The organism is Ideonella sp., from assembly GCF_044358605.1.
GTDB lineage: Bacteria > Pseudomonadota > Gammaproteobacteria > Burkholderiales > Burkholderiaceae_C > Ideonella.
Window position 1 is genome coordinate 59,098 of record NZ_JBIKNQ010000013.1, and the last position, 24,360, is coordinate 83,457.

At 65.4% G+C, this 24,360-nt stretch carries 23 protein-coding genes, 1 tRNA gene and 1 pseudogene; 10 read left to right on the top strand and 15 right to left on the bottom strand.

The features are described 5' to 3' along the window. Nucleotides 1–280: 280 nt before the first annotated feature. Together ACIQ3Q_RS06870 and ACIQ3Q_RS06875 are read left to right on the top strand one after the other, a co-directional pair. The gene (locus tag ACIQ3Q_RS06870) at nt 281–535 is read left to right on the top strand and encodes a MoaD/ThiS family protein (RefSeq protein ID WP_396268280.1); all 255 of its coding nucleotides are present in this window, start codon (nt 281–283) and stop codon (nt 533–535) included. A 6-nt stretch (nt 536–541) separates the two neighbouring features. After that, a complete protein-coding gene (locus ACIQ3Q_RS06875; RefSeq protein ID WP_396268281.1) occupies nt 542–841 on the top strand; it encodes a hypothetical protein in 300 nt (99 codons plus the stop codon). A 9-nt stretch (nt 842–850) separates the two neighbouring features. Here ACIQ3Q_RS06875 and yjjJ read toward each other — a convergent pair whose 3' ends face one another. Beyond that, the gene (gene yjjJ, locus ACIQ3Q_RS06880) at nt 851–2,239 is read right to left on the bottom strand and encodes a type II toxin-antitoxin system HipA family toxin YjjJ (protein WP_396268282.1); all 1,389 of its coding nucleotides are present in this window, start codon (nt 2,237–2,239) and stop codon (nt 851–853) included. A 243-nt stretch (nt 2,240–2,482) separates the two neighbouring features. Here yjjJ and ACIQ3Q_RS06885 point away from each other — a divergent pair, with 243 nt between their 5' ends. From ACIQ3Q_RS06885 to ACIQ3Q_RS06920, 8 genes are all read left to right on the top strand, one after another. Beyond that, nucleotides 2,483–3,673 carry a hypothetical protein gene (locus ACIQ3Q_RS06885; RefSeq protein ID WP_396268283.1) on the top strand — a complete coding sequence of 397 codons (1,191 nt, stop codon included), beginning with the start codon at nt 2,483–2,485 and terminating at the stop codon, nt 3,671–3,673. Nucleotides 3,674–3,675: 2 nt separating this feature from the next. After that, nucleotides 3,676–4,233: an adenylyl-sulfate kinase gene (locus ACIQ3Q_RS06890; RefSeq protein ID WP_396268284.1), complete on the top strand. Its 558-nt coding sequence runs from the start codon at nt 3,676–3,678 to the stop codon at nt 4,231–4,233. Then, the gene (locus tag ACIQ3Q_RS06895; RefSeq protein ID WP_396268285.1) at nt 4,230–5,048 is read left to right on the top strand and encodes a class I SAM-dependent methyltransferase; all 819 of its coding nucleotides are present in this window, start codon (nt 4,230–4,232) and stop codon (nt 5,046–5,048) included. Before ACIQ3Q_RS06890 ends, ACIQ3Q_RS06895 begins: the two co-directional genes overlap by 4 nt. A gap of 4 nt (nt 5,049–5,052) precedes the next feature. Beyond that, on the top strand, nt 5,053–7,368 hold the full coding sequence (locus tag ACIQ3Q_RS06900; RefSeq protein WP_396268286.1) for a PEP-utilizing enzyme: 2,316 nt from the start codon (nt 5,053–5,055) through the stop codon (nt 7,366–7,368). Further along, nucleotides 7,365–7,970, top strand: a complete 606-nt coding sequence (locus tag ACIQ3Q_RS06905; RefSeq protein ID WP_396268287.1) for a gamma-glutamyl-gamma-aminobutyrate hydrolase family protein — start codon at nt 7,365–7,367, stop codon at nt 7,968–7,970. Before ACIQ3Q_RS06900 ends, ACIQ3Q_RS06905 begins: the two co-directional genes overlap by 4 nt. Continuing rightward, the gene (locus ACIQ3Q_RS06910) at nt 7,967–8,701 is read left to right on the top strand and encodes an NTP transferase domain-containing protein (protein WP_396268288.1); all 735 of its coding nucleotides are present in this window, start codon (nt 7,967–7,969) and stop codon (nt 8,699–8,701) included. Before ACIQ3Q_RS06905 ends, ACIQ3Q_RS06910 begins: the two co-directional genes overlap by 4 nt. Nucleotides 8,702–8,768: 67 nt before the next feature. After that, a complete protein-coding gene (locus tag ACIQ3Q_RS06915) occupies nt 8,769–10,475 on the top strand; it encodes a DUF2330 domain-containing protein (protein ID WP_396268289.1) in 1,707 nt (568 codons plus the stop codon). A 1-nt stretch (nt 10,476) separates the two neighbouring features. Next, the gene (locus ACIQ3Q_RS06920) at nt 10,477–11,412 is read left to right on the top strand and encodes an RnfABCDGE type electron transport complex subunit D (protein WP_396268291.1); all 936 of its coding nucleotides are present in this window, start codon (nt 10,477–10,479) and stop codon (nt 11,410–11,412) included. On the opposite strand, the gene ACIQ3Q_RS06925 is transcribed toward ACIQ3Q_RS06920, so the two are convergent. The 14 genes and pseudogenes from ACIQ3Q_RS06925 to ACIQ3Q_RS06990 all read right to left on the bottom strand — a co-directional run. Continuing rightward, nucleotides 11,360–12,892, bottom strand: a complete 1,533-nt coding sequence (locus ACIQ3Q_RS06925) for a methyl-accepting chemotaxis protein (protein WP_396268292.1) — start codon at nt 12,890–12,892, stop codon at nt 11,360–11,362. The two genes, ACIQ3Q_RS06920 and ACIQ3Q_RS06925, sit on opposite strands and share 53 nt — an antisense overlap. A gap of 75 nt (nt 12,893–12,967) precedes the next feature. Beyond that, nucleotides 12,968–13,426: a cache domain-containing protein gene (locus tag ACIQ3Q_RS06930; protein ID WP_396268293.1), complete on the bottom strand. Its 459-nt coding sequence runs from the start codon at nt 13,424–13,426 to the stop codon at nt 12,968–12,970. Between the two features lie 141 nt (nt 13,427–13,567). Then, nucleotides 13,568–13,966, bottom strand: a complete 399-nt coding sequence (locus tag ACIQ3Q_RS06935) for a DsrE family protein (RefSeq protein WP_396268294.1) — start codon at nt 13,964–13,966, stop codon at nt 13,568–13,570. Next, complete coding sequence (locus tag ACIQ3Q_RS06940; RefSeq protein ID WP_396268296.1) at nt 13,956–14,393, bottom strand: glycine cleavage system protein H; 438 nt, start codon at nt 14,391–14,393, stop codon at nt 13,956–13,958. Before ACIQ3Q_RS06940 ends, ACIQ3Q_RS06935 begins: the two co-directional genes overlap by 11 nt. Before the next feature lie 13 nt (nt 14,394–14,406). Then, nucleotides 14,407–14,502, bottom strand: a tRNA-Sec gene (locus ACIQ3Q_RS06945). Between the two features lie 7 nt (nt 14,503–14,509). Further along, nucleotides 14,510–16,540 (bottom strand): selenocysteine-specific translation elongation factor, encoded by a 2,031-nt coding sequence (gene selB / locus ACIQ3Q_RS06950; RefSeq protein ID WP_396268297.1) that lies wholly within the window; start codon nt 16,538–16,540, stop codon nt 14,510–14,512. A gap of 10 nt (nt 16,541–16,550) precedes the next feature. Next, nucleotides 16,551–17,789: a ferritin-like domain-containing protein gene (locus tag ACIQ3Q_RS06955; RefSeq protein ID WP_396268298.1), complete on the bottom strand. Its 1,239-nt coding sequence runs from the start codon at nt 17,787–17,789 to the stop codon at nt 16,551–16,553. Then, nucleotides 17,734–18,603, bottom strand: coding sequence for a phosphate/phosphite/phosphonate ABC transporter substrate-binding protein (locus ACIQ3Q_RS06960; RefSeq protein WP_396268299.1), 870 nt, complete (start codon nt 18,601–18,603; stop codon nt 17,734–17,736). The genes ACIQ3Q_RS06955 and ACIQ3Q_RS06960 overlap by 56 nt, the downstream gene beginning before the upstream one ends. Before the next feature lie 20 nt (nt 18,604–18,623). Next, entirely contained in the window at nt 18,624–19,754 is a 1,131-nt protein-coding gene (locus ACIQ3Q_RS06965; protein ID WP_396268300.1) for an acyl-CoA dehydrogenase family protein, read from the bottom strand. 35 nt (nt 19,755–19,789) lie between these two features. Further along, entirely contained in the window at nt 19,790–20,902 is a 1,113-nt protein-coding gene (locus tag ACIQ3Q_RS06970) for a transglutaminase-like domain-containing protein (protein ID WP_396268301.1), read from the bottom strand. Between the two features lie 47 nt (nt 20,903–20,949). Next, on the bottom strand, nt 20,950–21,510 hold the full coding sequence (locus ACIQ3Q_RS06975; RefSeq protein ID WP_396268302.1) for a TlpA family protein disulfide reductase: 561 nt from the start codon (nt 21,508–21,510) through the stop codon (nt 20,950–20,952). Continuing rightward, a complete protein-coding gene (selA, locus tag ACIQ3Q_RS06980) occupies nt 21,507–22,967 on the bottom strand; it encodes an L-seryl-tRNA(Sec) selenium transferase (RefSeq protein ID WP_396268303.1) in 1,461 nt (486 codons plus the stop codon). The genes ACIQ3Q_RS06975 and selA overlap by 4 nt, the downstream gene beginning before the upstream one ends. Then, nucleotides 22,967–24,010, bottom strand: a complete 1,044-nt coding sequence (gene fdhE / locus ACIQ3Q_RS06985) for a formate dehydrogenase accessory protein FdhE (RefSeq protein WP_396268304.1) — start codon at nt 24,008–24,010, stop codon at nt 22,967–22,969. The genes selA and fdhE overlap by 1 nt, the downstream gene beginning before the upstream one ends. A 95-nt stretch (nt 24,011–24,105) precedes the next feature. Continuing rightward, nucleotides 24,106–24,360 (bottom strand): annotated as a pseudogene (locus ACIQ3Q_RS06990) (formate dehydrogenase cytochrome b556 subunit); the annotation flags it as partial.

A 24,360-nucleotide genomic window follows, 5' to 3' on the forward strand; every position in this document is an offset into this window, starting at 1 on the left:
CTAGGGCCTGTTAACACTACGGCAAGGGGACGCGTTGTGAGTCAAAAAGGACGCAGGCAAGACGCAAACCGGAGCCGGGCTGCCCGCCCGGCGAGGATTTGCAACGCCGCATGCGCCCTTTTTGGCCACAACCCGAAGGGAAGCGGCGACTTGGGGTGCCCCTCGTCGTTGCAACGCTTGCCCGCACATCAGTGCGGGCGGCGCATTGCGCCTAGATGGGCACCCCAATTCACCGCTTCGCGCCCCTTGCCGAAGTGTTAACAGGCCCTAACATCGCCGCATGCAAATCACCTTCAAGCTCTTTGCCACGCTGACCGACTACCTGCCGGTCGACAAGCGCAACAGCAACCAGATGGCCCTGGAGGTGGCCCCCGAGGCCACCATCCTGGGCATCATCGAGCCCTTTGGCGTGCCGCTCAAGCTGGTGCACTTGGTGCTGGTCAACGGCACCTATGTCCCGCCCGAAGAGCGCGCCAGCCGCACCCTGCAAGAGGGCGACGTCCTCGCCATCTGGCCGCCCATTGCGGGTGGGTGAGGCTGAGTGCCCACGATCCCAGAAACCTTCAGCCGCGACACCGGCGGCACCCCCGCCGACTGGCTGCGTTGGCTGCCCGGCGCCTGCCGTAAGCACGCCCTAAGCCTGCCCACCGAGCACAGCGCCATCGTCACGATTGGCCAAGGCTCGCTCCACCTGCACTGGGACGTGCTCCCCCCTCGCGCCCTGGGCCTAGCCCGCTTTCCTCACCTGATGGTGAGCTATCGGTTTGAAGGCGTGGGCGAGTCTGAACGCGAGACGTTCATGCGCTATTTCGACCTGTATATGCAGCGGGGTGGAGGCTGACCGCAGCCCTTAGACGGCCAAGCGGCACACCTGCTCACCCAGCCTCGTCAGATGCTCGTCCAAGGCCTTCAGGCACACCGGCCAGTCAGCTGAGAAGCGTGTATCCAAGGCCAAGTTCGCACGCCAATCCAAAGCCAAACTCAGCGCCTGGTGCCATACCGCATTGGGCACCGCAGCCCGCAGCGCACTGCGTGGCAACTCTGTTGGCAAGCCCCCGCCGCTGCGCGGTGCCAAGCCCATGGGCAACATGTCATAGGCCGGTGCCAAAGAATAGGGCTTGCCCACATCCGACATGAATGAGAGGTTGCCGTGGTGCATGTCGGTGTTGCCGATCAGCGTGCCATAGGCATAAAGCAGACAGGCACGGTCTGCCGCCTCGCGGGTGATGAGCCCAGCCTGAGCCAAGCGGGCCGCCAACACCGGCCAAGGCGACGTGGCGTCTCCCAGGAATTCAGCTTCCAGCGCAGCCAGTGAGAACAGCGCATGGCGCCCGCGTGGGCCTACACGGTCAAAGCGCTCCACCTCCAAGAAGCGCTGATGCCCCTGGTCGATCACCGTGCTGGCGGCCGCGGCAATGCCCGCCCGCCGCAAGGTCTGCAAAGCATGGTGTTCGGCCAGCAGCAAATCTCGCCAACGTCGACTGACAGGGTGGTCCTCAAGCACGCTGAACTTCACCAGCACATGCCGGGACTTGGCCGTTTCATCCTCGGCATAAGCCAAAAACTTGGGTTGCTCGCCGCCTGCGGACGACGCCGGCAATTCGCCACGTGCGGCCTGCTCTGACATGCGCGCATAGGCCACAGCCCTGTCCGCCAAGCGCACCGCTACAGGCTCGGCTGCGCTGACGAAGGCATCGCGCATGGCTTCGCCCAGCAGCAAATTACCCGGAGCATCTTGTCCGTGGCGCAACAGGGCTTGCAAGGCTTGCGTCTCACCCCAATCCGAGAGTGACGCAGGCAGACCCAAGGCAGGCGCAACTTGCACCGCATAGGCGCGGCCCAGGTAGCCCTGGGGCAGCATGTCTTGCATCCACCAAGGCAGGCCTTCGCTGTACGTGGCACTCAACCTGCCCCCTCGCACGCTTGGGGCCGCCACCTCAAACACCCAGCCCTGCGGGCGAACCGGGCACAGGCGGCCGAGGTCGGAAGCGCGCCCCTGGGCATCCACCTGAAACACGGCCATGTCGGGCAGGCCCCGACCTTTATCACGCACCGCGTAGTGAATAGACACCCCAGCACCCGTGCGCAGCACCTCCCCCCCCATGGCCGCCAAAGCGCGCGACAAGGTGGGCTGGCTCACTCCAAGGCCTTGGGCCAATGCCGCCCCTGTGCAAGGCCCCGCCTTCAGCGCCTGGCGAATCGCTAGGGCCTGCTCTGCAAGTCGAGATGGGCGGGCCATAAAGAATAGCTTTATGAATAGATAAATGAATTACTAAATCATGCCAGAGACGCGATGCCGCCACAAGACGCCGTGGCCAAGCCCCTGCGGCGGTCACCCCACCTCCGCTGCCGCTAAAGCGCCGCCTTTGCCAGCTTTTTCGCACCAATAGGCGCTCAATCTGCCCTCTATGGTGTGCACCGTGGGCAAAGCGCGGGCAGTGGGTGCCTGTGTCTGCCCCAGACACTGCTGCACCACTGCCTCATGCCACCTCGTCCGCCGGACTATCTTGCCGTCATCGCCAGCCCTTGCTTTTCTTGCGGGGTGACGCTGGTCATCGACATGCTTTTGCTGCTGGGTGTGCGGGTGGACTTCATCAACCACAGCACGCGCGCACCACACCCTTATTGGCGCCAACGCGCCGATGGACGCTGGGAGTTGAGTGCGGCGGGCAAGGGCCACTTTGGCTTTCATTCCAAGCTGGCCAGCAAGCAAGAGAGTTTTGACTTCCCCGAGGGCCGCGCGGTGCTGATCGGCCACAACCCGGCCATGGTGCGCTACCTAGCCCCCAGCACCCGCGCGGTGATGGTGGTGCGTGACCCGGTGGATGCCATTTACTCGTGGCAGCGGCGGCAAAACGTGGCCGCCTCGGGCATCACGTTTGAGGAGTACCTGCAGCAGGTGCTGTACTTCAACGTGCACAAGCCCTATGGCATTTTTCAGTCCACGCCGCTGGAACTGTATGCCCTGTTTTGCGCCTTCTGGCTCAGCGCGGCGGGTGAATGCCATGTGATGGGCTATGAAGACTTCAAGGCGGGGCCTGAGCCCTTTGTGGACCTGATGGCCTATCTGGGCGTGCCGGTGGCCGCTGCCGAGGTGCACGCCGCCTTTGCCCGCGTAGAGTCAGGCAGCGAAGCCCCGGCCCGCATCGAGCAATACCAGCTCTGCAACCTCAAGGGCCAACCGCGCGAGTGGACGCAGCGCATGGCCGCCAGCGAGCACGCTGCTCTCCTGGCCGGGCCACTCAAGCAAGCGGTCTATGGCCTGCTGGGCTACAGCAGCCACGCCACCGACTGGGCTGCGGCCACCCAAGCGCCCGGCCAAAGCTATGGCCTGATCAGCGGGCTGATGGACGCCCTGGGCCAGCAGCTCAGCGACGAGCGAGACCCGGTGCCGGTGCACACGGCCATGGAGTTGACGCTGCAGACATTCAAAGACGAGTTCCAGCGCCATGTGCCCTCGCGCACCGCCGAGCTCTACACCCTGCCCGCCATCGAGCACGACTGCACCCAGGCCTTCAGGGCCGTGACCCGCTTTGTGCGCGAGGTCTACACCGCCCAAGACCAGATCCCCTTCTGGCGCCTGCGCAATCTCACGCTGCAACTCACCGGCCTGATCGCCAACAGCGCTGGCAACCCGAACGTGCGGCACATGGTGGCCGAACGCTTGATCTGAGCATGGCTGCCGCTGCTTCATCCCTTCCCCCACCTGGCCGCGTGGTCTGGATCACCGGGCTCTCGGGCGCGGGCAAGTCCACGCTGGCTGAAGCCCTGGTTTCCACCCTGCGTGGCGCGGGCGAGCCGGTGGTGATGCTGGACGGCGATGCGCTGCGCGAGGTGTTTGGCGCGGTGGATGCCCAGCACCATGGCCGAGCAGCCCGCCTAGGCTTGGCCCTGCGCTATGCCCAGCTCTGCAAGACCCTGGCCGACCAGGGCGTGACCGTCGTCATCGCCACCATCTCGCTGTTCACCGAGGTGCATGCCTGGAACCGCCAGCACCTGCCCGGCTATGTGGAGGTGCTGCTGGACGTGCCGCTGGCCGAGCTGCGCCGCCGTGACCCCAAAGGCATTTACCGCCGCTTTGATGCGGGCGAGCTGCAGGACGTGGCGGGGCTGGACCTAGCTGTAGACCTGCCCAGCGCACCCCACCTGCACCTTCTACACGACCCAGCGCGCCCCATCAGTGCGCTGGTTGATGCCGTCATTCAACACCTTCACACAAGGACCTCACCATGACCATGGCCACCACCACCGAGCGCCCCGCCACCGTGTCCACCGCCCTGCGCGCGGGCGACTTCACCGGCTTGGCGCAAGACTATTCACAACACCGGCCGGACTATGCGCCCTCGGTGCTGCAAGGCCTGCTGGGCCTGTTGGGCAAGCCCGTGGCCGAGGTGGACTTTGCCGACGTGGGTGCGGGCACCGGCATCTGGACCCGCCAGGTGCAAGCCAGCGGCGTGCGCTGCGCCACCGCTGTGGAGCCCAACACCGACATGCGCACCCACGGCCAAGTGGCCAGCGCCCACACCCCCATCCGCTGGCTGCAAGGCAGTGCCGAGCAGACCGGCCTGGCCAGCGCCAGCGCCGACTGGTTGACCATGGCCTCCAGCTTTCACTGGGCACAGTTTGAGGTCGCCACGGGCGAGTTCCACCGGGTGCTACGCCCGGGAGGCCGCTTCACCGCGCTGTGGAACCCGCGCCTGATCGAGGTCAACCCCCTGCTGGTGGAGATCGAAGCCCACCTGAGCACCCTGCGCAGCGACATCAAGCGCGTGTCCTCGGGCCGCTCGGGCATCACCGAAACCCTCTCGGAGCAGCTCTGGGCCTCGCCGCACTTTGAAGACGTGGTCTACCTGGAGGGCCGCCATGTGATCAGCATGACCCCAGCCCGCTACCTGGGCGCCTGGCGTTCGGTCAATGACCTGCGCGTGCAACTGGGGGCCGACAAGTTCGAAGCCTTCTTGGCCTATGTGGAAGAGCGCATCCGAGGCCAGGCCAGCATTGAAGCCACCTACCTGACCCGGGCCTGGTCGGCCCGCCGCAAAGGCTGAGCCCATGCGCCCGATGTTCTCCACTAAGGCTGGCACCCTGGCCGCGCTGCAGGGCACGCTGCGCAGCGCCCGCATAGCACCCCTGTGCGTGTTCACCGTGCAGCAATGGCGGGAGAGCCCCACGCAGTGCCTGGCCTGGATCGGAGCCCAAGCGGGCCAAGGCCCGTGGATCGTGCGCTCTAGCTGCCTACAGGAAGACAGCCAAACCGCGTCCAACGCTGGGGCTTACTTGTCGGTGCCGCAGGTGACGGCGGCCACGCTGGCCGCGTCCATCAACCAAGTGATCGCGTCCTACGGCCAGCCGCAAGCAGCCGACGAGGTGCTGGTTCAGCCCATGCTGCAAGCAGTGCTGCGCTCGGGCGTGGCCTTCTCGCACGACCCCAACACCCAAGCCCCTTACCGCGTGGTGAACTGGTCCGAAGGCAGCGACACCGCCCAGGTGACCGGCGGCGCCGGTGGCCGCATGTTTGTGCAAGCGGCGCAAAGCCCCGTGGCCCCGCCACCTGAGCTGGCCCCCGTGCTGGGCTTGGTGGACGAACTGTTGAGCCTTCTTGAAGGCGCCCCGTTGGACTGTGAATTTGCTGTTACGCGTGATGGCGCTGACGAGCAGCTGTGGCTGCTGCAAGCCCGCCCCCTGGTGCTGGCCCAAGCGCCGGAGACGGATGCCCAGCAAGCCGAGCGCCTGGCGCGCATTCAGCAGCAGGTGCAGCGCGGCATGCAGCCCCACCCCTTTTTGATGGGCCAGCGCACGGTGTATGGCGTGATGCCCGACTGGAACCCAGCCGAGATCGTCGGCATCCGGCCTAAGCCACTGGCGCTGTCGCTCTACCGCGAGCTGGTCACCGACTCCATCTGGGCCTATCAGCGCCACAACTACGGCTACCGCAATCTGCGCAGCTTTCCGCTGATGCCGCATTTCTACGGCCTGCCCTATGTGGATGTGCGGCTGTCCTTCAACTCCTTCATCCCGGCCGACCTGGACGACGCCTTGGCCGGGCGCTTGGTGGACCACTACATCAACCGCTTGCTGGCCGAGCCCAAGCTGCATGACAAAGTGGAGTTTGAGATCGTCTTCTCTTGCTACACCCTAGATTTACCCCAGCGCCTGGAGCGCCTGGCCGAAGCCGGCTTCAGCGCGGCAGAGCGCGAAACCATTGCCAACAGCCTGCGCCAGTTGACCAACCGCATCGTCCACCCGCAAGACGGGCTGTGGCGCAGCGACGCGGCCAAGCTGGACACCCTGAAGGCCCGCCGCGAAGCGCTGATGGCGTCCAACGCCGACCCGCTGGAGCGCATCCACTGGCTGCTGGAAGACGGCAAGCGCTATGGCACCCTGCCCTTTGCAGGCCTGGCGCGCGCAGGCTTTGTGGCCGTGCAAATGCTCAAGTCTCTGGTGGCGGTGGGCGTGTTCTCGCCCGCCGACTACGAGGCCTTCATTGCCAGCGTGTCCACCGTCAGCGGCCAGTTGGCCCATGACCAAGCCACGCTGCACAAAGACGATTTCTTGGCACGATACGGCCACCTGCGCCCAGGCACCTACGACATCCTCTCGCCCCGCTATGACGAGCAGCCTGAGTTGTACTTTGACTGGAGCCAACGCCCGGCCGCGCCGCGCGCCAGCACGCCGTTTTCGGTGACGCTGCCGCAAATGCGCGAGGTGGTGAAGATGCTGCAAGCCCACGGCCTGCAGCCCGACCCTGTCGGCCTGTTCGACTTCTTACAGGCCGGTATCGAGCTGCGCGAGTTGGCCAAGTTCCACTTCACCCGCAATCTCTCAGACGCCATAAAGCTGATGGTCCAAGTGGGCGAGCCCCTGGGCTTCAGCCGCGACGACTTGGCCTTTTGCGACATCAGCGCCTTCAAAGAGCTGCACATGGGAGCGGCCGATCCGCGCGAGGTGCTGGGCCGCAGCATCGCCCAGGGCCGCGAGCGCTATGCGCAGACGCTGAAGGTCTCGCTGCCGCCGCTGATTGCCAGGCCGGACGATGTGTGGTCTTTTGAGATGCCAGAGACCGCGCCCAACTTCATCACCCAAGGCCAGGTCACCGCCGAAGTGGCCACCTGCACCGACCGCAGCAAACTGGCCGGGGCCATTGTCTGCATCCCCAATGCCGACCCCGGCTTTGATTGGCTGTTCGCCTACCCCATTGCGGGCCTGATCACCGCCTGGGGTGGCGCCAACTCCCACATGGCCATCCGCGCGGGCGAGCTGGGCCTGCCCGCCGTGATTGGCGCCGGTGAAGTGATGTACAAACACTGGGCAGGCAGCCGCCGCGTGCACATGGACTGCGCGGGGCGCCGTGTGGAGATGATCAATTGAAAATTGCAGTGAGCCAGCGGGTCGACCACTGGCCCGACCGGCCCGAAACCCGCGACGCCCTGGACCAAGACCTGATCGAGTTTTTGGTGACGGCCGGGGCCTTGCCCCTGCCGGTGAGCAACCGGCTCATCTTCTGCGGCCAAGCCTTGGCGCAATGGTTAGAGGCCCTGCAGCCAGACGCCGTGCTGCTGAGTGGCGGCAATGACATTGGCCGGGTGCGCGAGCGCGACCTGACCGAGCAGGCCTTGCTGGCCTATGCCCAGTACCACCGCCTGCCCGTGCTGGGCCTGTGCCGGGGCATGCAAATGCTGGCGCATTGGGCGGGCACACCGTTGCGCAAGGTGGAGGGCCATGTGGCCAGCACCCACCAGCTACACGGTCGCCTGAGCGGCAGCGTCAACAGCTTTCACACCCAAGCCTTGGCCGAATGCCCGCCCGGCTTTGAGGTGCTGGCCCACAGCGAAGATGGCGTGATCGAGGCCATTCAGCATCTGGACCTGCCGTGGCAGGGCTGGATGTGGCATCCCGAGCGCTGCCATCCCTTTGAGGCCAGCGACATACAGCGGCTGCAACAGCTCTTGCAAGGACAACGCACACCATGACCCCAGTGGCCCCACGCGCCATCATCCTGGCTGCCGGGCGCGGCAGCCGCATGAAACACCTGACGGACGAGCAACCCAAGTGCTTGGCCGTGCTGCGCGGCAAGCCACTGCTGCAATGGCAAACCGAGGCCCTGCGCGACGCGGGCATCCAAGACATTGCCATCGTCACCGGCTACCAGCGCGAACGCCTGCAAGGCCGAGGCCTGACCGAATTCCACAACCCGGCGTGGGCCCAGACCAATATGGTGTCCTCGCTGGCCTGCGCCCAAGCTTGGCTCAATGCCGGGCCCTGCATCGTCAGCTACTCCGACATCTTTTATGCCCCAGAGGCCGTGAGCAGCCTGCTGCACAGCAGCGCTGATCTGGCCATCACCTATGACCCCCACTGGCTGCAACTCTGGGCCCAGCGTTTTGAGAACCCGCTGGATGACGCCGAGACCTTCAAGCTCAACACCCAGGGCTGTTTGACGGAGATTGGCCACCAACCCGAACACCTGGACCAGGTGCAGGGCCAGTACATGGGCTTGCTGCGCTTCACCCCCACCGCCTGGGCCGAGGTGCAGCGCCTGCGCGAGGCCATGCCCCCCGCCGCGCGCGACAAGGCCCACATGACCGGCACGCTGCAGCAAGTGATTGCCGCCCAGCGCCTGCCCATCCACGCCCTGCCCTACACCGGCGCCTGGGGCGAGGTCGATTCGGCCGACGACCTGCAGCTTTACAACGAGCAGTAAAGCTGCGGTGCACCTGATGCACACTTCAGACGTTCGACGATCATCTAAGAACGTTTGAGGAGATGTCATGCTTGGTTTGCCCCGCGCCGCGCTAGGCGCCTTGGCCGCTGGCTTGTGCGCCTTGGCCACGGCGCCTGCCCAAGCCTTCTGTGGCTTTTATGCGGGCAAGGCCGACGCCAGCCTGTTCAACGAAGCCAGCCAAGTGGTGCTGGTGCGGGATGGCCAGCGCACCGTGCTGTCCATGCTCAATGACTACTCAGGCCCGCTCAAAGAGTTTGCGCTGATCGTGCCCACGCCCGTCACCTTGAAGCAAGGCCAGGTGCGGGTGGCCGAGAAGGTGATGTTTGAGCGCCTGGATGCCTACTCCAGCCCGCGCTTGGCCGAGTATCACGACCAGAACCCCTGCCAGTTCCGCCTGGACTGGAGTGAGGACTTGTTCCCACGGCCGCCCATGCCCGTGGCCATGGCTTCCCCCGCCATGGCCGACCGAGTGGGCAGCATGGCCCGCAACAAAGCCCTGGGCGTGACGGTGGAGGCCAAGTACACGCTGGAGGAATATGACATCGTCAGCCTCTCGGCCAAGCAATCCGATGGCTTGGAGATTTGGCTGCGCGAAAACGGCTACCGCATCCCCAAGGGCGCATCGGCCGCGCTCAAGCCCTATATCAACCAGGGGATGAAGTTCTTCGTCGCCAAGGTCAACCTCAAAGAACAAGCCAAGCTGGGCTACAGCCATTTGCGCCCGCTGCAGTTTGCGTTTGAGAGCGAGAAGTTCATGCTGCCCATGCGCTTAGGCATGCTGAACGCCGCACCCAACAAGCCGCAAGACCTGATCGTCTATGCGCTGACGCGCGAAGGCCGGGTCGAGAGCAGCAACTACCGCACTGTGAAGCTGGCCGCCAACGAGAACCTGCCGCACTTCATCAAGCCGCATTTCAAAGACTTCTACAAGGCTTTGTTCGACACCTCGGCCCAGCGCGAGGACTACCGCGTGGCCTTCACCGAGTACTTCTGGGACATGTCTTGGTGCGACCCCTGCGCGGCCAACCCGCTCTCGCCTGAAGAGCTGCGCCAAGCCGGGGTCTTCTGGTTGGATGGCCAAGTGGAAGAGGCATTCAAGCGCCTGCAAGCCCCAGCGGCCGGGCGCATGGCGCCCATGGTGGTGCCCCCCGGTGGGGGCGCGCAGCCGGTGATGCTGACGCGCCTGCATGTGCGCTACACCCCCGCCACCTTCCCCGATGACTTGGCCTTCACCCAGACCAAGGACCGCCAGAACTTTCAGACCCGTTACGTGGTGCACAACCCCTATGCCGGCTCGCAAGCCCAATGCGCCGCCGACATGGCCAAGCAAGAGTGCGAGGCCCTGTGCAAGCCCAAGGTCGAGCGGGTGTTGGACCGCCTGAAAGCGCTGGACCCGAGCACCCTGGACAAGCCTGCCCGCAACCCACGCTGGGAGGGCAACCCGCAGCCCTATGTGGGCAAGTCGGCAGAGCAGTTGAGCCAAGAGTGCGTGCAGGCCTGTGCCAACAGCAAGCGCAGCACCTTGGAGGCGGCACGGCGCTATTACGAAGAACAAGTGCCCGCCCGCCTCAAGCAAGAGAGCCTGACCCTGGCCAAGCTGACCGGCTGGTCGCTGGCGGATATTGACAAGCTGGCGCGCGGCGAGGCCAAGCCCCCCGTCAACCCCGCCAAGCCAGTCGCCTCGACCTGGTGGGAGCGGCTGTTCGCGCCCAGCCGCACCGCCGTGGCCAACGCACCCGCTCAGCCCGGCTGACATGCCGTCAACGCTCGGCACTCCTCAGGGGCAGGCTTCCTCTGAGTCGCCTGGCCGCAAGGCTGCAGGCGCAGTGGCCACCATAGACCCGCGCTGGTTCCAAATCGCTTTTGTGGGCTGCTTTCTGGCCTTTGGCGCCTTGGCCAAAGACTTTGCGCTGACAGGGGCTCAGGTGCTGGGCGCGCTCAGCGCCAGCCTGCTGACCCAGGCTTTTTGGCTCAGGCGCTTGGGCCTGCCCGCTCAAGGAGTGGCGCCGTATCTGAGCGCGGTGATCACGGCCATTGGCATCAGCGTGTTGGTGCGCGCTGAGTCACTGTGGGTGCACCCGCTGCTGGCCGCTGTGGCCTGCAGCAGCAAATTTTTGATCAGAGCAGGCACGGGCGCACAGCGCAGCCATGTCTTCAACCCCGCCAACCTCGCGGCCTTCCTCGCTTTTGCGTTAGTGCCGGGCGCTTGGCTGTCGCCAGGCCAGTGGGGCTCAGAGACGCTGTTGGCGCTGTGGCTGGTGGCCCTGGGCGCCTGGGTGACGCGCTGTGTGGGGCGGCTCGACATCAGCCTCAGCTTCTTGCTCGCCTGGGGCGGCCTGCTGGCCGCACGGCTGTGGTGGCTAGAGACTGAAGCAGCCCTGGCAGTCTCGATTTGGTGGCATCAGTTCAGCACCGGCAGCCTGCTGCTGTTCGCCTTTTTCATGATCTCCGACCCCATGACCACGCCGCGCACGCGCAGCCTGCGCGTGGCCTATGCGGTGCTGGTGGCCGTGGCCGCTTTTGTGTGGCAGTTTGTGCTCTACAAGCCGCACGGGCTGATCGTGATGCTGCTGGTCTTCAGCCCGCTAGTGCCCCTGCTCAACCTTTGGTGGCCGGGTGCGCGCCCGCTGTGGAGGCCTACAGGCGGAACGTCCCCACCACACCCGCCAAGCGTTGTGCCTGGTCTTTAAGGGATTCGGCGGCGGCGGCGCTTTGCTCTACCAGCGCCGCGTTTTGCTGCGTCATTTGGTCGAGCTGGGTCACGGTCTGGTTCACTTGGCCAATGCCCTCGCGCTGCTCACGGGTGGCCAGGCTGATCTCACCAATGATGTCGCTGACGCGCTTCACGCTGGTCACGATCTCTTGCATGGTGTTGCCGGCTTCGCTCACCAACTGGCTGCCAGACTGGACCTTCTCGACGCTGGCGCCAATCAGGCCCTTGATCTCCTTGGCAGCCTCGGCACTGCGCTGCGCCAGGCTGCGCACCTCGCCCGCCACCACAGCGAAGCCACGGCCTTGCTCTCCTGCACGAGCCGCTTCGACCGCCGCATTCAGGGCCAAGATATTGGTTTGGAAGGCAATGCCGTCGATCACCCCAATGATGTCGGCGATCTTGGCGCTGGCGCTGTGAATACCGTTCATGGTGTGCACCACTTGGCCCACCACATCATTGCCACGCACCGCCACATCAGAAGCACTGGACGCCAACTGATTGGCCTGGGAGGCTGAGTCGGCACTTTGAGCCACAGTGCCCGTGAGCTGCTCCATGCTGGAGGCGGCTTGCTGGAGATTGCTGGCCGTGACTTCGGTGCGCCCACTGAGGTCTTGGTTACCTGTGGCCACTTCGGCGCTGGCGGTTTGGATGCTATCGGCGCTGACACGGATCTCGGTCACCAGGGCACGCAGCTTGTCCTGCATCTGCGCCAAGGTGGTGATCAGTTCACCGATTTCGTCGTTAGACTGGGTTTCAATGCGCTGGGTCAGGTCACCCTCTGCCACCGCGGCCGCCAGGTGGCGTGCCCGCTGCAACTCGGCAATGCTGCGCCGCTGAAACACCACCGCCAAGGCCACAGCGGCCCCGGTGGCCAGCAAGGCCAATGCGGCCACGATGGCCGTGGTGCGGCGACTCTGCGCCACCATGGCAGCAGACTCCGCTGCGGAGTCTTTTTCAATCTGCGCGACTGCTGCCTCGACCCCTTTGGCCAATCGGCCGAAACTGGCATCGGCGCTATGCATGGCCGCCACGCCGGTGTTCGGGTCCACCGAGGCCATGTCAATCGCGTCATCGGCCTGCTTTCGGTAGAGATCGATCACAGGGGTGGCGGAGGCCAACAGTTTGCGCAACTCGTCAGTCGCTTGCTCGTCCTTTGCCAGCAAGGCCAAGTCATCTTTGAGCGACTGCATGTGCTTGGCCAGGGCCTCGCGCGCCGCCTTCACCTGAGCCTCGTCCAGCGAGCCCACCAAGGCCACTGTGCGGTAATTGCGTGCGTGCAACTCACCCAGCTTTTCTTGCTTTGCGGTCAGCGCCTTGAAAATGTCGATGTGGCCCTTTAACTCTCGCTGCGCTTGGTCAGCCTGCCGGGTCATCAGCACGGTGTTGATGCTGGCAGCCACCAGCACGACACCCACAGCCAGCATCGGCGCCAGCAACAACTTGGTGGCGAGTTTCATTGTGTCGATCCCTCAAGAGGCCCAGCCCGCTGGGCCATTCATAACGGGTTTGAGACGCTCTGGTGCGCGGCTCTGTTACTTGTAGATGCCGCCGCAGACCACGGTGTCTTCCAGCCTCTCGCAGTACATGGTCTTGGGCTCGATCTTCTTGCTCTCGGGGTTGGTGAACTTGTAGTCTTGCCAGAAGGTGTTCTTGCTCTTGCCCAACTCAACGCGCTCACGCACAAAGGCTTTGCCGTCCACGTCCTTGAGGTCGATCAGGTTGCGGCCCACCATCTTTTCGTTGGCACCGTGGGCATGCACCGTGCCGTCGAGGCCATAGACCACCAAGTACAGGTCTTGGAACTTGAACTGGCTGGTCTTGCTGGTGATCTCGGCATAGCCCTTGTCTTTGCCATTGGCCTTGATGAAGGCCACACCCTTTTTGACCATGTCGGTGGCTTGCTCTGCCGTGGCACCGCCATCAGCAGCAGTGGCCAGCGAGCCCAGGGCGATCAGGCTGGCACCAGCCAGCAGCGAGATGATGCGGTTCATGGAGTTTCCTTCCGAGTTTCAGGACAGTGCGGGTTGCTGAAAAGCCCTACGGGGTGGGGCTTTTTCACGTTCGCCATCGTGCCCAGACTCACCAAGAAACAATGCGTGAAGTTAAGGCCGCTTCACCCGCCAGTTTGGTGTTCAGAACACCAAGGACCGCCAGTTCGGCTCCAAGGTGCGCGCCATGAACTGCACGGCCCCGCCCTGCCCGTCACACAGCGTGATCAGACCCGCCCGCTCTAAACCGCAAGCCTTGAGGGCGTCCGCACAGGCAAAGAAGCGTGCACCGTGCTGATGGGCCATCTGCATCGCCGCCAAGGCTGTCATGCCACCAGGCACGGCACGCAGCTCATCGGCCACGCCGGGTTGCAGCAAGCGCACCGATTGCGCGCTGAAGTAGACCTCGACGGGCGCCTCCATGGCGGCGGCCGCCGCCGCCTGAAAGAAGGGAGTGAGCACACGTGCAGGGTCGTCTGGGCTGCAGGCCCACAGCAGCAGCGCCACGCCTTGAACCCCGCTGGCATTTGCGTCAGACCCCATGATCAGCCGCGTTAAGGTCGGTCAAGAACAAGCGGGCATGCTCCGCCATGGCGGCGGGCACCGCATCGCCATGCACCAGCGCTTGGCATTCGGCCGCCCACTGTGAAGGGCGAAGGCGTAGCACCCAGCCACTGCCCCAGCAATCCAGGTGAATGCGCTCGGGCTCTTGGACCAACAAGGCGTTGACCTCTACGACCTCGCCTGAGAGCGGTGCCGTGATAGAGACGATGGACTTGGCCAATTCGGCCACCGCCATGGAGCGCCCGCGCTCCAAGACCTGACCCACAGGCTTGGGGCGGCACATGAAGAACTCGCCAGAGAGCTTGACGCCCAAGGCCGTGACGCCCACCCGCATGGAGCCATCGGCCAGCGGCTCCACCCAGACCTGAGCGGCGATGTCGTAGTGGAGCGCTGCAGGAAAGTCCATGGCTCTTCAAAAATGGCGGAGGGGAATGGGAGTCGAACCCACCCGGCAACGCATGGCGCCACCCACCGGGTTTGAAGCCCGGCCGACCCACCAGGATCGTGTCCCCTCCATGTCTCTCACCCTGCCCTCTGGGGCAGGTCGGATGCCGCGGTCTGTGGGCTCATGAACAAGCTGCAATCAGGTCGCAGCTTGTGCACATCCCCCACGCGCCTGAGCAGGCCAATGCGGTCAAAATATTCCAGGATCTGGATCGCCCGCTTGCGGCCCAGGTCCGTCACATCACGGAACGCCGCCGCAGTGACCTCGCCACCCGACTGTGCCGCCACCGCCCGCACCAAGCCGCCCAAGCGCTCCAGCGTGGGCAGGTCATAAATCAGGTCTTTGACCACCTGATGCAACTCGCCTTGCTGTGCCAAGCGCGACAGGGTCGTGCGGGTCAAGGGCTCGGATTCTTGCATGTCTTTAGCGACATCTCGCACCCACACACCGCCAAAGCCGGCCACTGCCAACAGCGGGGCCATTTTTTGGGCGATGCGCTGCTCGGTGGCCGACAAATGCACACCATGTTCGGGCAGGTGCACAAAGGCGCCGCGCAACAGCACCTCTCCGTCAGCGGCTGCTTGTGTCACCAAGGCGCGCCACAAACCATCGGGCAGGCGCGGTGCTGTCAAGCGCCGCAGGCGTGCGACATCTGGCCCCAACTCCTCGGGCTGGGCTTGGTGATGCGCGGCCAATTGCGCCAGCAGCTTGGCCCGTATCTCTTGGGCCAAGGGGGCGGCCAAGGCCCAAGCGCTGTGCCCCTCCCTCACCTCCACCGCACCCTGAGGCAAGCGGGCAAGCGCAGCGCCGCACATGGCCCGCTCGCGCGTCAGGTCCAGGCCCAAAGGCGAGAGCGGCAACAGCCGCGCCAAGCGGCCTTCTAAGCCCTCTGGCAGGGCCAGATGCATGGCTTGCAGTTGGGCCAAGCGTTCGGGTGTGCGGCGGTAGCGAGCCGGGGCCAGGGCGTCTAGCACCTGGCCGCCGGCCAAGACCCGTGAGGCCGCCGCGTCGCGCAAGACCACGCGGTCCCCCACCCAAGCGCCCACCGGCTCGCGCAGCACCAATTGCACCGCCGCGCGTGCCCCCGGTTTGAGCTGGTCTGCGGCCTGCCAGGCGGATGCCGCCTCGTCCTCCGCAGGCAAGTGCGCCAGCACGGCCACCGTGCCCATGACCTCGGTGGCCCCCAGATGGACGTGCACCGGCGTGCCGCTGCGCAAAGCACGGGCCTCCTCGTGCCAGAGCTGCAGGCTCACGTCCAAGCGATCCGTCTGCAAGGCAGCCTCTGGGTGCACCAGCCATTGGCCACGCTGGGCCTGCTCTCGGGCCAAACCCACCAGCGCCACGGCACAGCGCTGGCCTGAGGTGGCTTGCTCGACCTTGCGGTTTTGGGCATGCAAGCTGCGAACCCGCCATGCGGGTGGAGCGCTCAGCACGCCACAAGGCACATGGGCTTGAGGCACCAAGGCGAGCGAGTCACCCAGCTTCACGGCCCCCGCATGGGCGGTGCCGGTCAGCACCGTGCCCACGCCTTCCAAGCTGAAGGCACGGTCCACCGCCAAACGAAAGCCTTGGCCCCCGACAGTGCGGCTATCGACACGCGCCTGATGCACTTGGGCCTGGCTCAGCAGCTCATCCTTAAGCGCGGACAGGCCCTGGCCGGTGTGGGCAGACACCTCCCACACCGGCAACGCCGCCAAGGCCGTCGGGGCCAGCAGCGCCGCCACCTCGGCACGCACGGCGGACACTCTCTCCGGCGTGGCCCGGTCGCACTTGGTGATGACCACCGCGCCTTGGCTCAGGCCCAGCAGACAGAGTGCCGCCACATGCTCGCGGGTTTGCGGCATCACGCCGTCGTCAGCCGCCACCAGCAGCAGCACATAGTCCATGCCGGTGGCGCCGGCCAACATGGTGTGGACCAGCCGCTCATGGCCGGGCACATCGACAAAGCCGATGCGTGGGCCGTCGGGCACCTCCAGGAAGGCATAACCCAGCTCAATGCTGATGCCGCGACGCTGCTCTTCAGGCAAGCGGTCGGTGTTGACGCCGGTCAGCGCCTGCACCAGGGTGGTCTTGCCATGATCGATATGGCCTGCGGTTCCGATGATCATGAGCGCTGCATCACATGAAATTGCGGGTGTGGAGGTCTGCCAATCGCTGGGCTTGGCTGCGCTCGAAACCCAAGCGCAGCAAGCGAGCCTTGCGGCCGTTGGCCATGTCTTGCTTCATGGTTTGCACCCGGGCGTGGCCGCGCGCCACCGCCGCCACGTCCACGCCGCCACCCGCCAAGATGACCAAGGCATCAAAGACTTCCTCGTTCAGGCCGGCCGTGCCCGCCAGCTCATCAAAGCGTTGCTCCACCGCCAGGGCCAAACGGCTTTGGTAGGCGGGCTCAACAGACAGCCGATATTCCAGATGCGCCATGCCAAAGGCCACGTGCCGCGCTTCATCGCGCGCTGCTAAGCGAGCAATCTGCCGAGTCACCGGGTCGGGCGCATGCTCGTGCAAGAAATTGAGCAGGGTGACAAACGTCCCCTCCCCCAGCACCGAGAGCAAGAACGTGGCGGTTGAGAAGTCGGGCGCTTCAAACAAGGTTTTGAGCGAGGCCTGGCCACCTGCTGTGGACAAGCCAGGGGCATGACCATGCAAGGCCAGTCGTCGGGTGAAGACCTCAATGTGGCGCGCTTCATCGGCACATTGCAAGGCCAGCACTTGCAGCACTTCCCGAAAGTGCGGATGCATCTGGCCCAGGTGGCGCGCGGGCACCAGCAGGGCCGCGTTCTCGTTCTCGATCAGATAGGTCATCAACTGCACCACCGCCGCTTCAAGCGCTGGGGCCGGTGCAGTGGCGCCCGTCCAGTCAATGGCCGTGGCGGGGTCCCACTGGGCGGCGGCGGCTTGCGCATACAGGTCGCCCGCAGTGGCCGCCCACAACTCGTGTTTGTCTTGCAGGCTGAAGGCGAAGGCCGGAGCGCCGCGCTCGACCGACGCACCGCGCGCCGCCAAGCCCCAGTGGGGGTCGGCGTGCTCGGCCAGCGCCTGGGCTTGCCGGGCATCCACGGCGCCGGTGGCCCAGGCGTCGCGCCAACGGCCCAAGGCCATGTAATGGCGTGTCACGGTGGCACGTAACTCCCCATCAGCCTGAGCCTGGACCTGGCAGCCATGGCCTTGTTGACGGCACCAGGCGCGCAGGTGCAGGTCCCACTCTGGCGAGCGCCCTCTCACCTGAAGAACGCCGCCTTCAGGCACCTGCTCCAGCGCACGGCGAACCAGCAGCAAGGCGCCCTGGTCCAGGCCCAGGCCTTCAATATCGATAGTCAGCGGGCAGGATTCGACCATCTTGGCTGTAGAACTGTTCATCATCCACCGCGCGCTCCAGTAAGGCATAGCCACTGGTGCGCCCTGGCTGCCAAGCCTTGAGGCCTTCTAACTCCAGCAAGGGGCGCACCTGGGGGTCGTCCCAACGCATGGCCATCAGCAGCGACACAAAGCGGTCGATCAAGGCCGCAGGGGCTCCCGGGCTGGTGGTGAAATTGCAATGGTCATACAGGCCGGTGCGGGCAATGACGCGGGTGCTGCCCGCAGGCAGGGTGCCGTCCATGGCAAAGCCCAAGTGGTTGCCTGCAATCAAGCAGCAGGCATCGACCTCGCCGGCCAGCAGTGACAGCGCGGCATCGCGCTCGCCGCCAATGTGGTCGCCGTGTTTACCGCCCAGCACATCAAAGCGACGGACCGTCAGGTCACGCCCACCCACCAATCCCACTTGGCGCAGGTGATCCAGCGGGATCAAGGTGGCTTGGGGGGAGTCGATTGCCCCGACGCCCAAGGTCTTGCCGCGCAGGTCCTGCAGGCTCTGCACAGCACTGTCAGCTCGCACAACGATCACAGACTCCAGGTCGCAGTCGGTGTCGCGCATGGCCACGGCCTGCACATGCAGGCCGCGCGCCCGGGCCATACGCTCTGCACGCACCCAAGCCAGAGGCGAATTCCAAGCAAGGTGGATCTCGCCATTGAACTGCGCCTCTACCTGCCGCTCATAGTTGGAATAGAGCACATAGTCAAAGGACAAGCCGTGCTGCGCGAAGAAGACCTTGAAACCTTCCCAAATGGTCACGACCTTGGGCGCGTAGGCAACGGCGCCCATGACCAAAGTCGGTAAGGAAACAGAAGACATGGTGTGAACCTGTGTGAGCGTCAGAACAGAGCTTGGCCGGTGATGGCCTTGCCGATGAAGTCATAGAGCACGTCGGAGGTCGGCGCCATGACGTTGGCGGCGCGCGCGTCGCGGAATAAGCGCTCAATACCCGCCTCCTTGCGGAAGGCGGCACCACCGCACACCCGCATGGCCAGGTCCGTGACCTCCAGGGCAGATTCAGCGGCGGCCACCTTGATCTCCAAGACCCGCAGCATGGTGTCCGGCCGCTGGGTCGCCATGGCGGCCAAGGTGTCGTCCAGCAGAGCGCGAGCCATGTCGGTGCGAATGCGCCCCCGCGCCAGATACGCACGGATGGTGGGCAGATCGGCCAAGCCCGTGTTCAGATGCTGATGCCGGGTGCCACTGACATGGGCAATGGCGCGGCTCAGGGCACCTTCCATCAAGCCCACCGAACAAGCGGCATTGAGGCTGACAAACCAGGGCAGCACCACACCCATCATGGTGTCGAAGCCCTTGCCGTCTTCGCCCAGCAGGTCGCGGGCCTGCACCGCCACGCCCTGGGCGGTGATGGGGCTGGACGCATTGCCGCGCAGACCCAAACCATCAAAGGTGCCCGCCACGCTCAAACCGGCTGCTTTGGAGGACACCAGCCACAGGCTGCTCGCACCTTCGGCCTTCAAGGGCTGGCTGGACCAGACATAGCTGTCGGCCTCTACAGCCGAGGTGACCCAGCTCTTGCGGGCGTCCAAGACCACTAGATCACCGCGCGCACTGGCCGTACTGACAGGCGCCCAAAAGTGGCTGCGCGACTCCGCCTCAGAGAACGCCAGGGTGCTGAGGTGCCGGCCGGCCGCAATCTCGCGCCGCACGGCGTCAGACCCGAACTGCTCCAGCACCGCTGTGGCGCAGTAGTGCATGCACACCACCATGGCGGTGGACGAGCAGTCTTGGGCCAGGCGCTCGACGACGGCGCGGGCCTGAGGCAGTCCGCCACCCGCACCGCCGACCGCCGTGGCGCTTACCAAGCCCAGCAGCCCAGCCTGGCCCAGGGCCGTCACGGCTTGGCGTGGAAAGCGCCCCTGCGTGTCGGTCTCCAAGGCCTGGGGCGCGACGATGTTACGGATGATGGTTTCAAGGGCTTCGGATTGGGGGGGGCTCAATGCGGTCATGGGCTTCTTTCTGATCTCAATGTAGGGCGGATAGCTCAGGCGCTCAGCTCTTGGGCGCTGATGGCATAGCGGAAGGTGTCGGGCGCCAATTCGTCCAGGCGACCTTCGGCGTTATCTGCTTGGGGGTACATCAGGAAGGGCAAGGTGGCGGTGCGGCTGCTGCCCGGCAGGCTGATGTCGTGCGCCGTGTTGTAGGCCGCCCAGTTGCCTTCCCAAGCGCCAAACAGGCCCTTGGCCACGGGGTTGACCAAGGGGTGATCGGTGGTCTTGATCCACTCAGGAGTCTCTTGGCGCATGACCTTGAGCACATCGGCTGGGTCCATGGCCACCCAGCCGTAGTCGCGCAAGAAGACCTCGGCGCGGCAGTGCTGAGCGCCCTTGAGGTTGCTGGAGTTGCCGCCCAGTTCGCGATAGCCAAAGGCGGACGGCGCCAGGCGCAGGCCGTAGACATCGCGCGCGGGCACACCGGCGGCGCGGCACAGGCCCACAAAGATAGCGTTCAAGTCGGCACACTTGCCGCCCAGGTTGCCCGTCTCCAGCATGCCCTTGATGTCGCCCATGCCGCAGCCGCGGGTCTTGGGTTCGCGGTGGGCGTTGGTCAAGACCCAGCCGTAGATCGCGCGCACCTTGTCGAGGTCCGTCTTGGCCCCCTTGGTGGCTTGCAGGGCGGTGCTGCGCACCACGCCGTCCAAAGGCAAGAGCGCGGTGGGTGCCAGGTTGTACTTCAGCACTTCAGGGTCTTCGCTCGCGGCCTTGGGGCGAGACCAGTCCACCGCACGGTTGCGCGTCTCCAGCACGCTGGTGAGTTTCAACTCGGGCGCGACACCCGAGGCCTCAAACTCGGCCTTGAGCATGCGCACGCTCTTGCTGGCATCGGCCACCACACTGACGCGGGTGGCATTGCTGGTCCAGCTGTTGTCCACGCTGCGCTGGTAGTCGGTGTCCATGTCAGGCAAGGGCAGCCACAGACGTGTTGGGCCCTTGGAGACGGGCAGCGTCACCGTCGTGCTCAGCGCAAAGCGGCGCCAAGCCCCCACCTCCGGCGCAAAGCGGCGCTCGCTCTGTGCCCAGGCGCTGCCCAGGGGCAGTGCCGTGGCGGCAGCGGTGGCCAGCAAGAGGTGGCGTCGAGTCGGGGTGGTGGGGTTCATCATGTGTCCTTCAACTGAAGAGAGGGGGAGGAAAAAGTCGGGTGGCGCTAGGCCGCCTTGCGGGAAGCTGGCTTGAGTAAGGTCTGCAGCGTGGCCAGCAGCTCGGGCGATTGGGCATCCAGTGCGCCCATCAGCACACCCGCTGCACGGCCCTGGCGGCTCACCAGCACGGTGGTCGGGAAGGCCCGCACGCCCCAGGCGCGGCTGGCTTGGCCGGAGTCATCGCGCAAGATGGGCAGGCTCATGGGCCAGACCCGCAAAAACTGATCAATGCGGGACGATGGCTCTTGGAAATTCACCGTCACCACCCGCAAGCCTTGGTCGGCCAAGCGGGTGTCCAGCAACTCCAAGGCGGGCAGCTCTTCCCGGCAGGGCTCACACCAAGTGGCCCAAAAGTTCAGCACCACCACCTTGCCCCGCTGCTCGGCCAAAGACCAGCGCCTGCCGTCGTGCAGGGGCAGGCTCAGCGCCGGTGTGGGCGTAGCGGCAGGCCAGGGTTTGTACAGCGCGCCGCCCAGGCGCCGCTCTGGCGCAGCCCGCACAGCCTGCGGCACCGCGGCCGCCGCCACGGCGGGCCACATCAGCGCTTGGCGACGGGTGCAGTTCATGATTGCGCGAGCCACGCTTGCAGGGCGGGCAGTTGGGCCAGCAGCGGCTCGGGCGACTCCAGGCAGCGCAAATCCAGCAGCAGCTCGTCGTCGGCCACGCGGCCGATCACCGGCTGCGGCAGAGCGCGCAAGGCGGCGGCCAGGGCCTCCAATGCGCGGCCTTGGCCCTTGCGCTCAACCGGCGCCAAAGCCAGGCCGAGCGAGGGCAAGCGCTCTACCGGCAGCGAGCCCGAGCCGATCTGGCCTTGCAGCGCCAGCCGCCTTACCGTGTAGCGCGGCGCCACCGCCGCGGCCAAGGCGGGCTGCACAGCCAAGGCCGTGGCCTCAATGTCGGGCAGCGGACGGGTCAGCAAGCGCAGGGTGGGCAAGTCTTGGGTCAGGCGCTCGGGCCGCAGATAGAGCCGCAGCGTGGCCTCTAGCGCAGCCAGCGGCAGCTTGCTCATGCGCAAGGCCCGCTTCATGGGGAACTTGCGGATGCGGCCTATCGCCTTGCGGCTGCCCACCAGCAGGCCCGCTTGGGGGCCACCCAGGAGCTTGTCGCCGCTGAAGGTCACCACATCACAACCCGCTTGCAGCATTTCTTGAGGCAGAGGCTCACGGGGCAGGCCCCAGCGCGCCATGTCCACCAGCGCACCGCTGCCCAGGTCGCTGACCAAGGGGATGCCGCGTGCGTGACACAGCGGGGCCAGGTCCGCCTCGCTCACTGCGGCGGTGAAGCCCTGCACTTGGTAATTGCTGGTGTGCACCTTCATCACCAGGGCGGTGCGCTCGTTCATGGCGCGCTCATAGTCCGCCGGGTGGGTGCGGTTGGTGGTGCCGACCTCCACCATGGTGGCGCCAGCGCTGGCCATGACATCGGGCATGCGAAACGCGCCGCCGATCTCCACCAGCTCACCACGCGAGACGATGACCTCACGGCGGCCTGTGTGTTCACTAGCCAGCGCGGCAATGCTCAGCAGCACGGCGGCGGCGTTGTTGTTGACCACGGTGGCCGCTTCGGCACCCGTCAGGGTGCAGAGCAACTCTTCCACCACGCTGTCGCGGTCACCGCGTTGGCCTGTGGCCAGGTCATATTCGAGGTTATTCGGCCCCGACATCATGGCCAGCACATGCTGCAATGCCTCGTCGGCCAACAGGGCGCGGCCCAGGTTGGTGTGAATGACGGTGCCCGTCAGGTTGATCACCGTCTTGAGGCGCGGTGCCAAGCGCTGGGCAACACGCGCTTGCAGGTCGGCGGCCAGCGTGTCCAGCGCTACCTCGTTCAAGCTCAGCTCGCCTGCCAAGGTCTGCGCACGGCGTGCATCCAACAACAAGCGCGCTTCTTGGCTGACCAGCGTGTGGCCCTGCTCGCCCACGCAGGCGGCCACCGCTGCATGGCGCAGCAGCTTGTCGACGGAAGGGAGGTTCTTGGCGGTGGCCTTGGAACCGTGAACCACGGATTCGTTGAGCCCTGACATCAGTGCGCTCCCGGTTTGGGTGGCGCAGCCAAGGGTTCTGGTGGCGGCTCAGGCTCGTCGGACTCGCCAAACAGCAGCCAGAGGTTGACGCCGTGGCGCTGCAAGCCGGCCTCGGCCACCAGCAAGTCCAGGGTCAAGCTCGCCAGGTCATCGGCCACGGGCTCCACAAAGGCGTCCAGGTCTTTGTGAATGATCTTCAGGTAGTGGCCGCAGTCACCGCAGGTCTCGGCCTGCACTGCCGCACGAGCGGCCTCGGCTTCATCAGCGTCTTGATGCGCCAGCGATTGAAAGCTGATGTCGCGGGTGGACAGGCAGTGCGTGCAGCGGCTGCGCACCATATGCCACTGCAGGTTGCACAGCGAGCAATGCAGATAGCGCTGGCCGGGCAGATGGCCGACCGTTTGCGTGAGGCTGGCCACGGGCAGGCTGCCGCAGCAAGGGCAGCGCGTCAGGTCATCCACGCGGCCAATCACGCTTTGATTGGCGCCCAGGCCAAGGGCCTTGGGCAGAGCCACGAGCAGATGCGTCCAATAGACCTGCAAGGCCGCCGCCACCAAGGAAGACCACGCCATGTTGACGCGATGCATCTCCCCCAGCAGGAGCGCGTCGGCTTGGCGCTCCAGGGTGTCGTCGTCGGCGGCAGCCAGTTGGGCCAAGGTCTGCTGCAAGGCGTCTGTGCCGCCGCTCTGGGCTTGCAGCGACTGCACCAATTGGCGCAGCGCGGTGCGCCAGGCCGGGTCACGCTGCCAGGTGGCCACGCCCAGCGGCGGCAGGCCTGCCAGGGCGGCTTTGTCCAGCGCCGCAGCGTCGGGCAGCGGCACGGCTGCGAAGGACTGCAACAGCGTTTGCTGAGCCTGCGCCATCTGGGCCGCAAAGTTCAAAAAGTCGGCCATGGGGTGGTCTTTGGCCAACTGGCGTAGGCGCATGGCCCGCTCGGCAAACACGGTGGTCGCCTCAGGCCATTGCACAAAGGGCGCGGTGTGCGCGGCCTGCGCTGCAATGGCCTCAGCCGACTGAACCCGCACGGTTGCGGAAGTACTCATCTCAAACTTCTTTCATTCAATGAACAGGCTGCCCGCTGAACAAGCCGGGCAGCCTGGATGTCTCAAGCCTGGGCCGCTAGGCCAAAGCTTGAGTCTTAACGTTTACCGCCGGTGACCTCTTTGTGCCACAGCGGATGGTGGGCCTTGGCCCAGGAATCGGTCACGGTGCCACGCGTCATCGCGCGGATCGTGCCCTTGACCCAGATCGCGGCATAGACGTGAACAATGGTGGTCAGCACAAGCACCAGCGCAGCGATCGAGTGCAAGAGCACCGCGACACGCCCCAGCCAGATCGGCACATAGCTGGTGAACCAAGGCTGCCAGAACAGCACCCCCGTCACCAACAACAC

Excerpts from the sequence above, each read along its gene's own strand:
- ACIQ3Q_RS06870 (WP_396268280.1), top strand. The coding sequence starts at position 281 with ATGCAAATCACCTTCAAGCTCTTTGCCACGCTGACCGACTACCTGCCG.
- yjjJ (WP_396268282.1), bottom strand. The coding sequence starts at position 2,239 with ATGGCCCGCCCATCTCGACTTGCAGAGCAGGCCCTAGCGATTCGCCAG.
- ACIQ3Q_RS06885 (WP_396268283.1), top strand. The coding sequence starts at position 2,483 with ATGCCACCTCGTCCGCCGGACTATCTTGCCGTCATCGCCAGCCCTTGC.
- ACIQ3Q_RS06890 (WP_396268284.1), top strand. The coding sequence starts at position 3,676 with ATGGCTGCCGCTGCTTCATCCCTTCCCCCACCTGGCCGCGTGGTCTGG.
- ACIQ3Q_RS06895 (WP_396268285.1), top strand. The coding sequence starts at position 4,230 with ATGACCATGGCCACCACCACCGAGCGCCCCGCCACCGTGTCCACCGCC.
- ACIQ3Q_RS06900 (WP_396268286.1), top strand. The coding sequence starts at position 5,053 with ATGCGCCCGATGTTCTCCACTAAGGCTGGCACCCTGGCCGCGCTGCAG.
- ACIQ3Q_RS06910 (WP_396268288.1), top strand. The coding sequence starts at position 7,967 with ATGACCCCAGTGGCCCCACGCGCCATCATCCTGGCTGCCGGGCGCGGC.
- ACIQ3Q_RS06915 (WP_396268289.1), top strand. The coding sequence starts at position 8,769 with ATGCTTGGTTTGCCCCGCGCCGCGCTAGGCGCCTTGGCCGCTGGCTTG.
- ACIQ3Q_RS06920 (WP_396268291.1), top strand. The coding sequence starts at position 10,477 with ATGCCGTCAACGCTCGGCACTCCTCAGGGGCAGGCTTCCTCTGAGTCG.
- ACIQ3Q_RS06925 (WP_396268292.1), bottom strand. The coding sequence starts at position 12,892 with ATGAAACTCGCCACCAAGTTGTTGCTGGCGCCGATGCTGGCTGTGGGT.
- ACIQ3Q_RS06930 (WP_396268293.1), bottom strand. The coding sequence starts at position 13,426 with ATGAACCGCATCATCTCGCTGCTGGCTGGTGCCAGCCTGATCGCCCTG.
- ACIQ3Q_RS06935 (WP_396268294.1), bottom strand. The coding sequence starts at position 13,966 with ATGGGGTCTGACGCAAATGCCAGCGGGGTTCAAGGCGTGGCGCTGCTG.
- ACIQ3Q_RS06940 (WP_396268296.1), bottom strand. The coding sequence starts at position 14,393 with ATGGACTTTCCTGCAGCGCTCCACTACGACATCGCCGCTCAGGTCTGG.
- selB (WP_396268297.1), bottom strand. The coding sequence starts at position 16,540 with ATGATCATCGGAACCGCAGGCCATATCGATCATGGCAAGACCACCCTG.
- ACIQ3Q_RS06955 (WP_396268298.1), bottom strand. The coding sequence starts at position 17,789 with ATGAACAGTTCTACAGCCAAGATGGTCGAATCCTGCCCGCTGACTATC.
- ACIQ3Q_RS06960 (WP_396268299.1), bottom strand. The coding sequence starts at position 18,603 with ATGTCTTCTGTTTCCTTACCGACTTTGGTCATGGGCGCCGTTGCCTAC.
- ACIQ3Q_RS06965 (WP_396268300.1), bottom strand. The coding sequence starts at position 19,754 with ATGACCGCATTGAGCCCCCCCCAATCCGAAGCCCTTGAAACCATCATC.
- ACIQ3Q_RS06970 (WP_396268301.1), bottom strand. The coding sequence starts at position 20,902 with ATGAACCCCACCACCCCGACTCGACGCCACCTCTTGCTGGCCACCGCT.
- ACIQ3Q_RS06975 (WP_396268302.1), bottom strand. The coding sequence starts at position 21,510 with ATGAACTGCACCCGTCGCCAAGCGCTGATGTGGCCCGCCGTGGCGGCG.
- selA (WP_396268303.1), bottom strand. The coding sequence starts at position 22,967 with ATGTCAGGGCTCAACGAATCCGTGGTTCACGGTTCCAAGGCCACCGCC.
- fdhE (WP_396268304.1), bottom strand. The coding sequence starts at position 24,010 with ATGAGTACTTCCGCAACCGTGCGGGTTCAGTCGGCTGAGGCCATTGCA.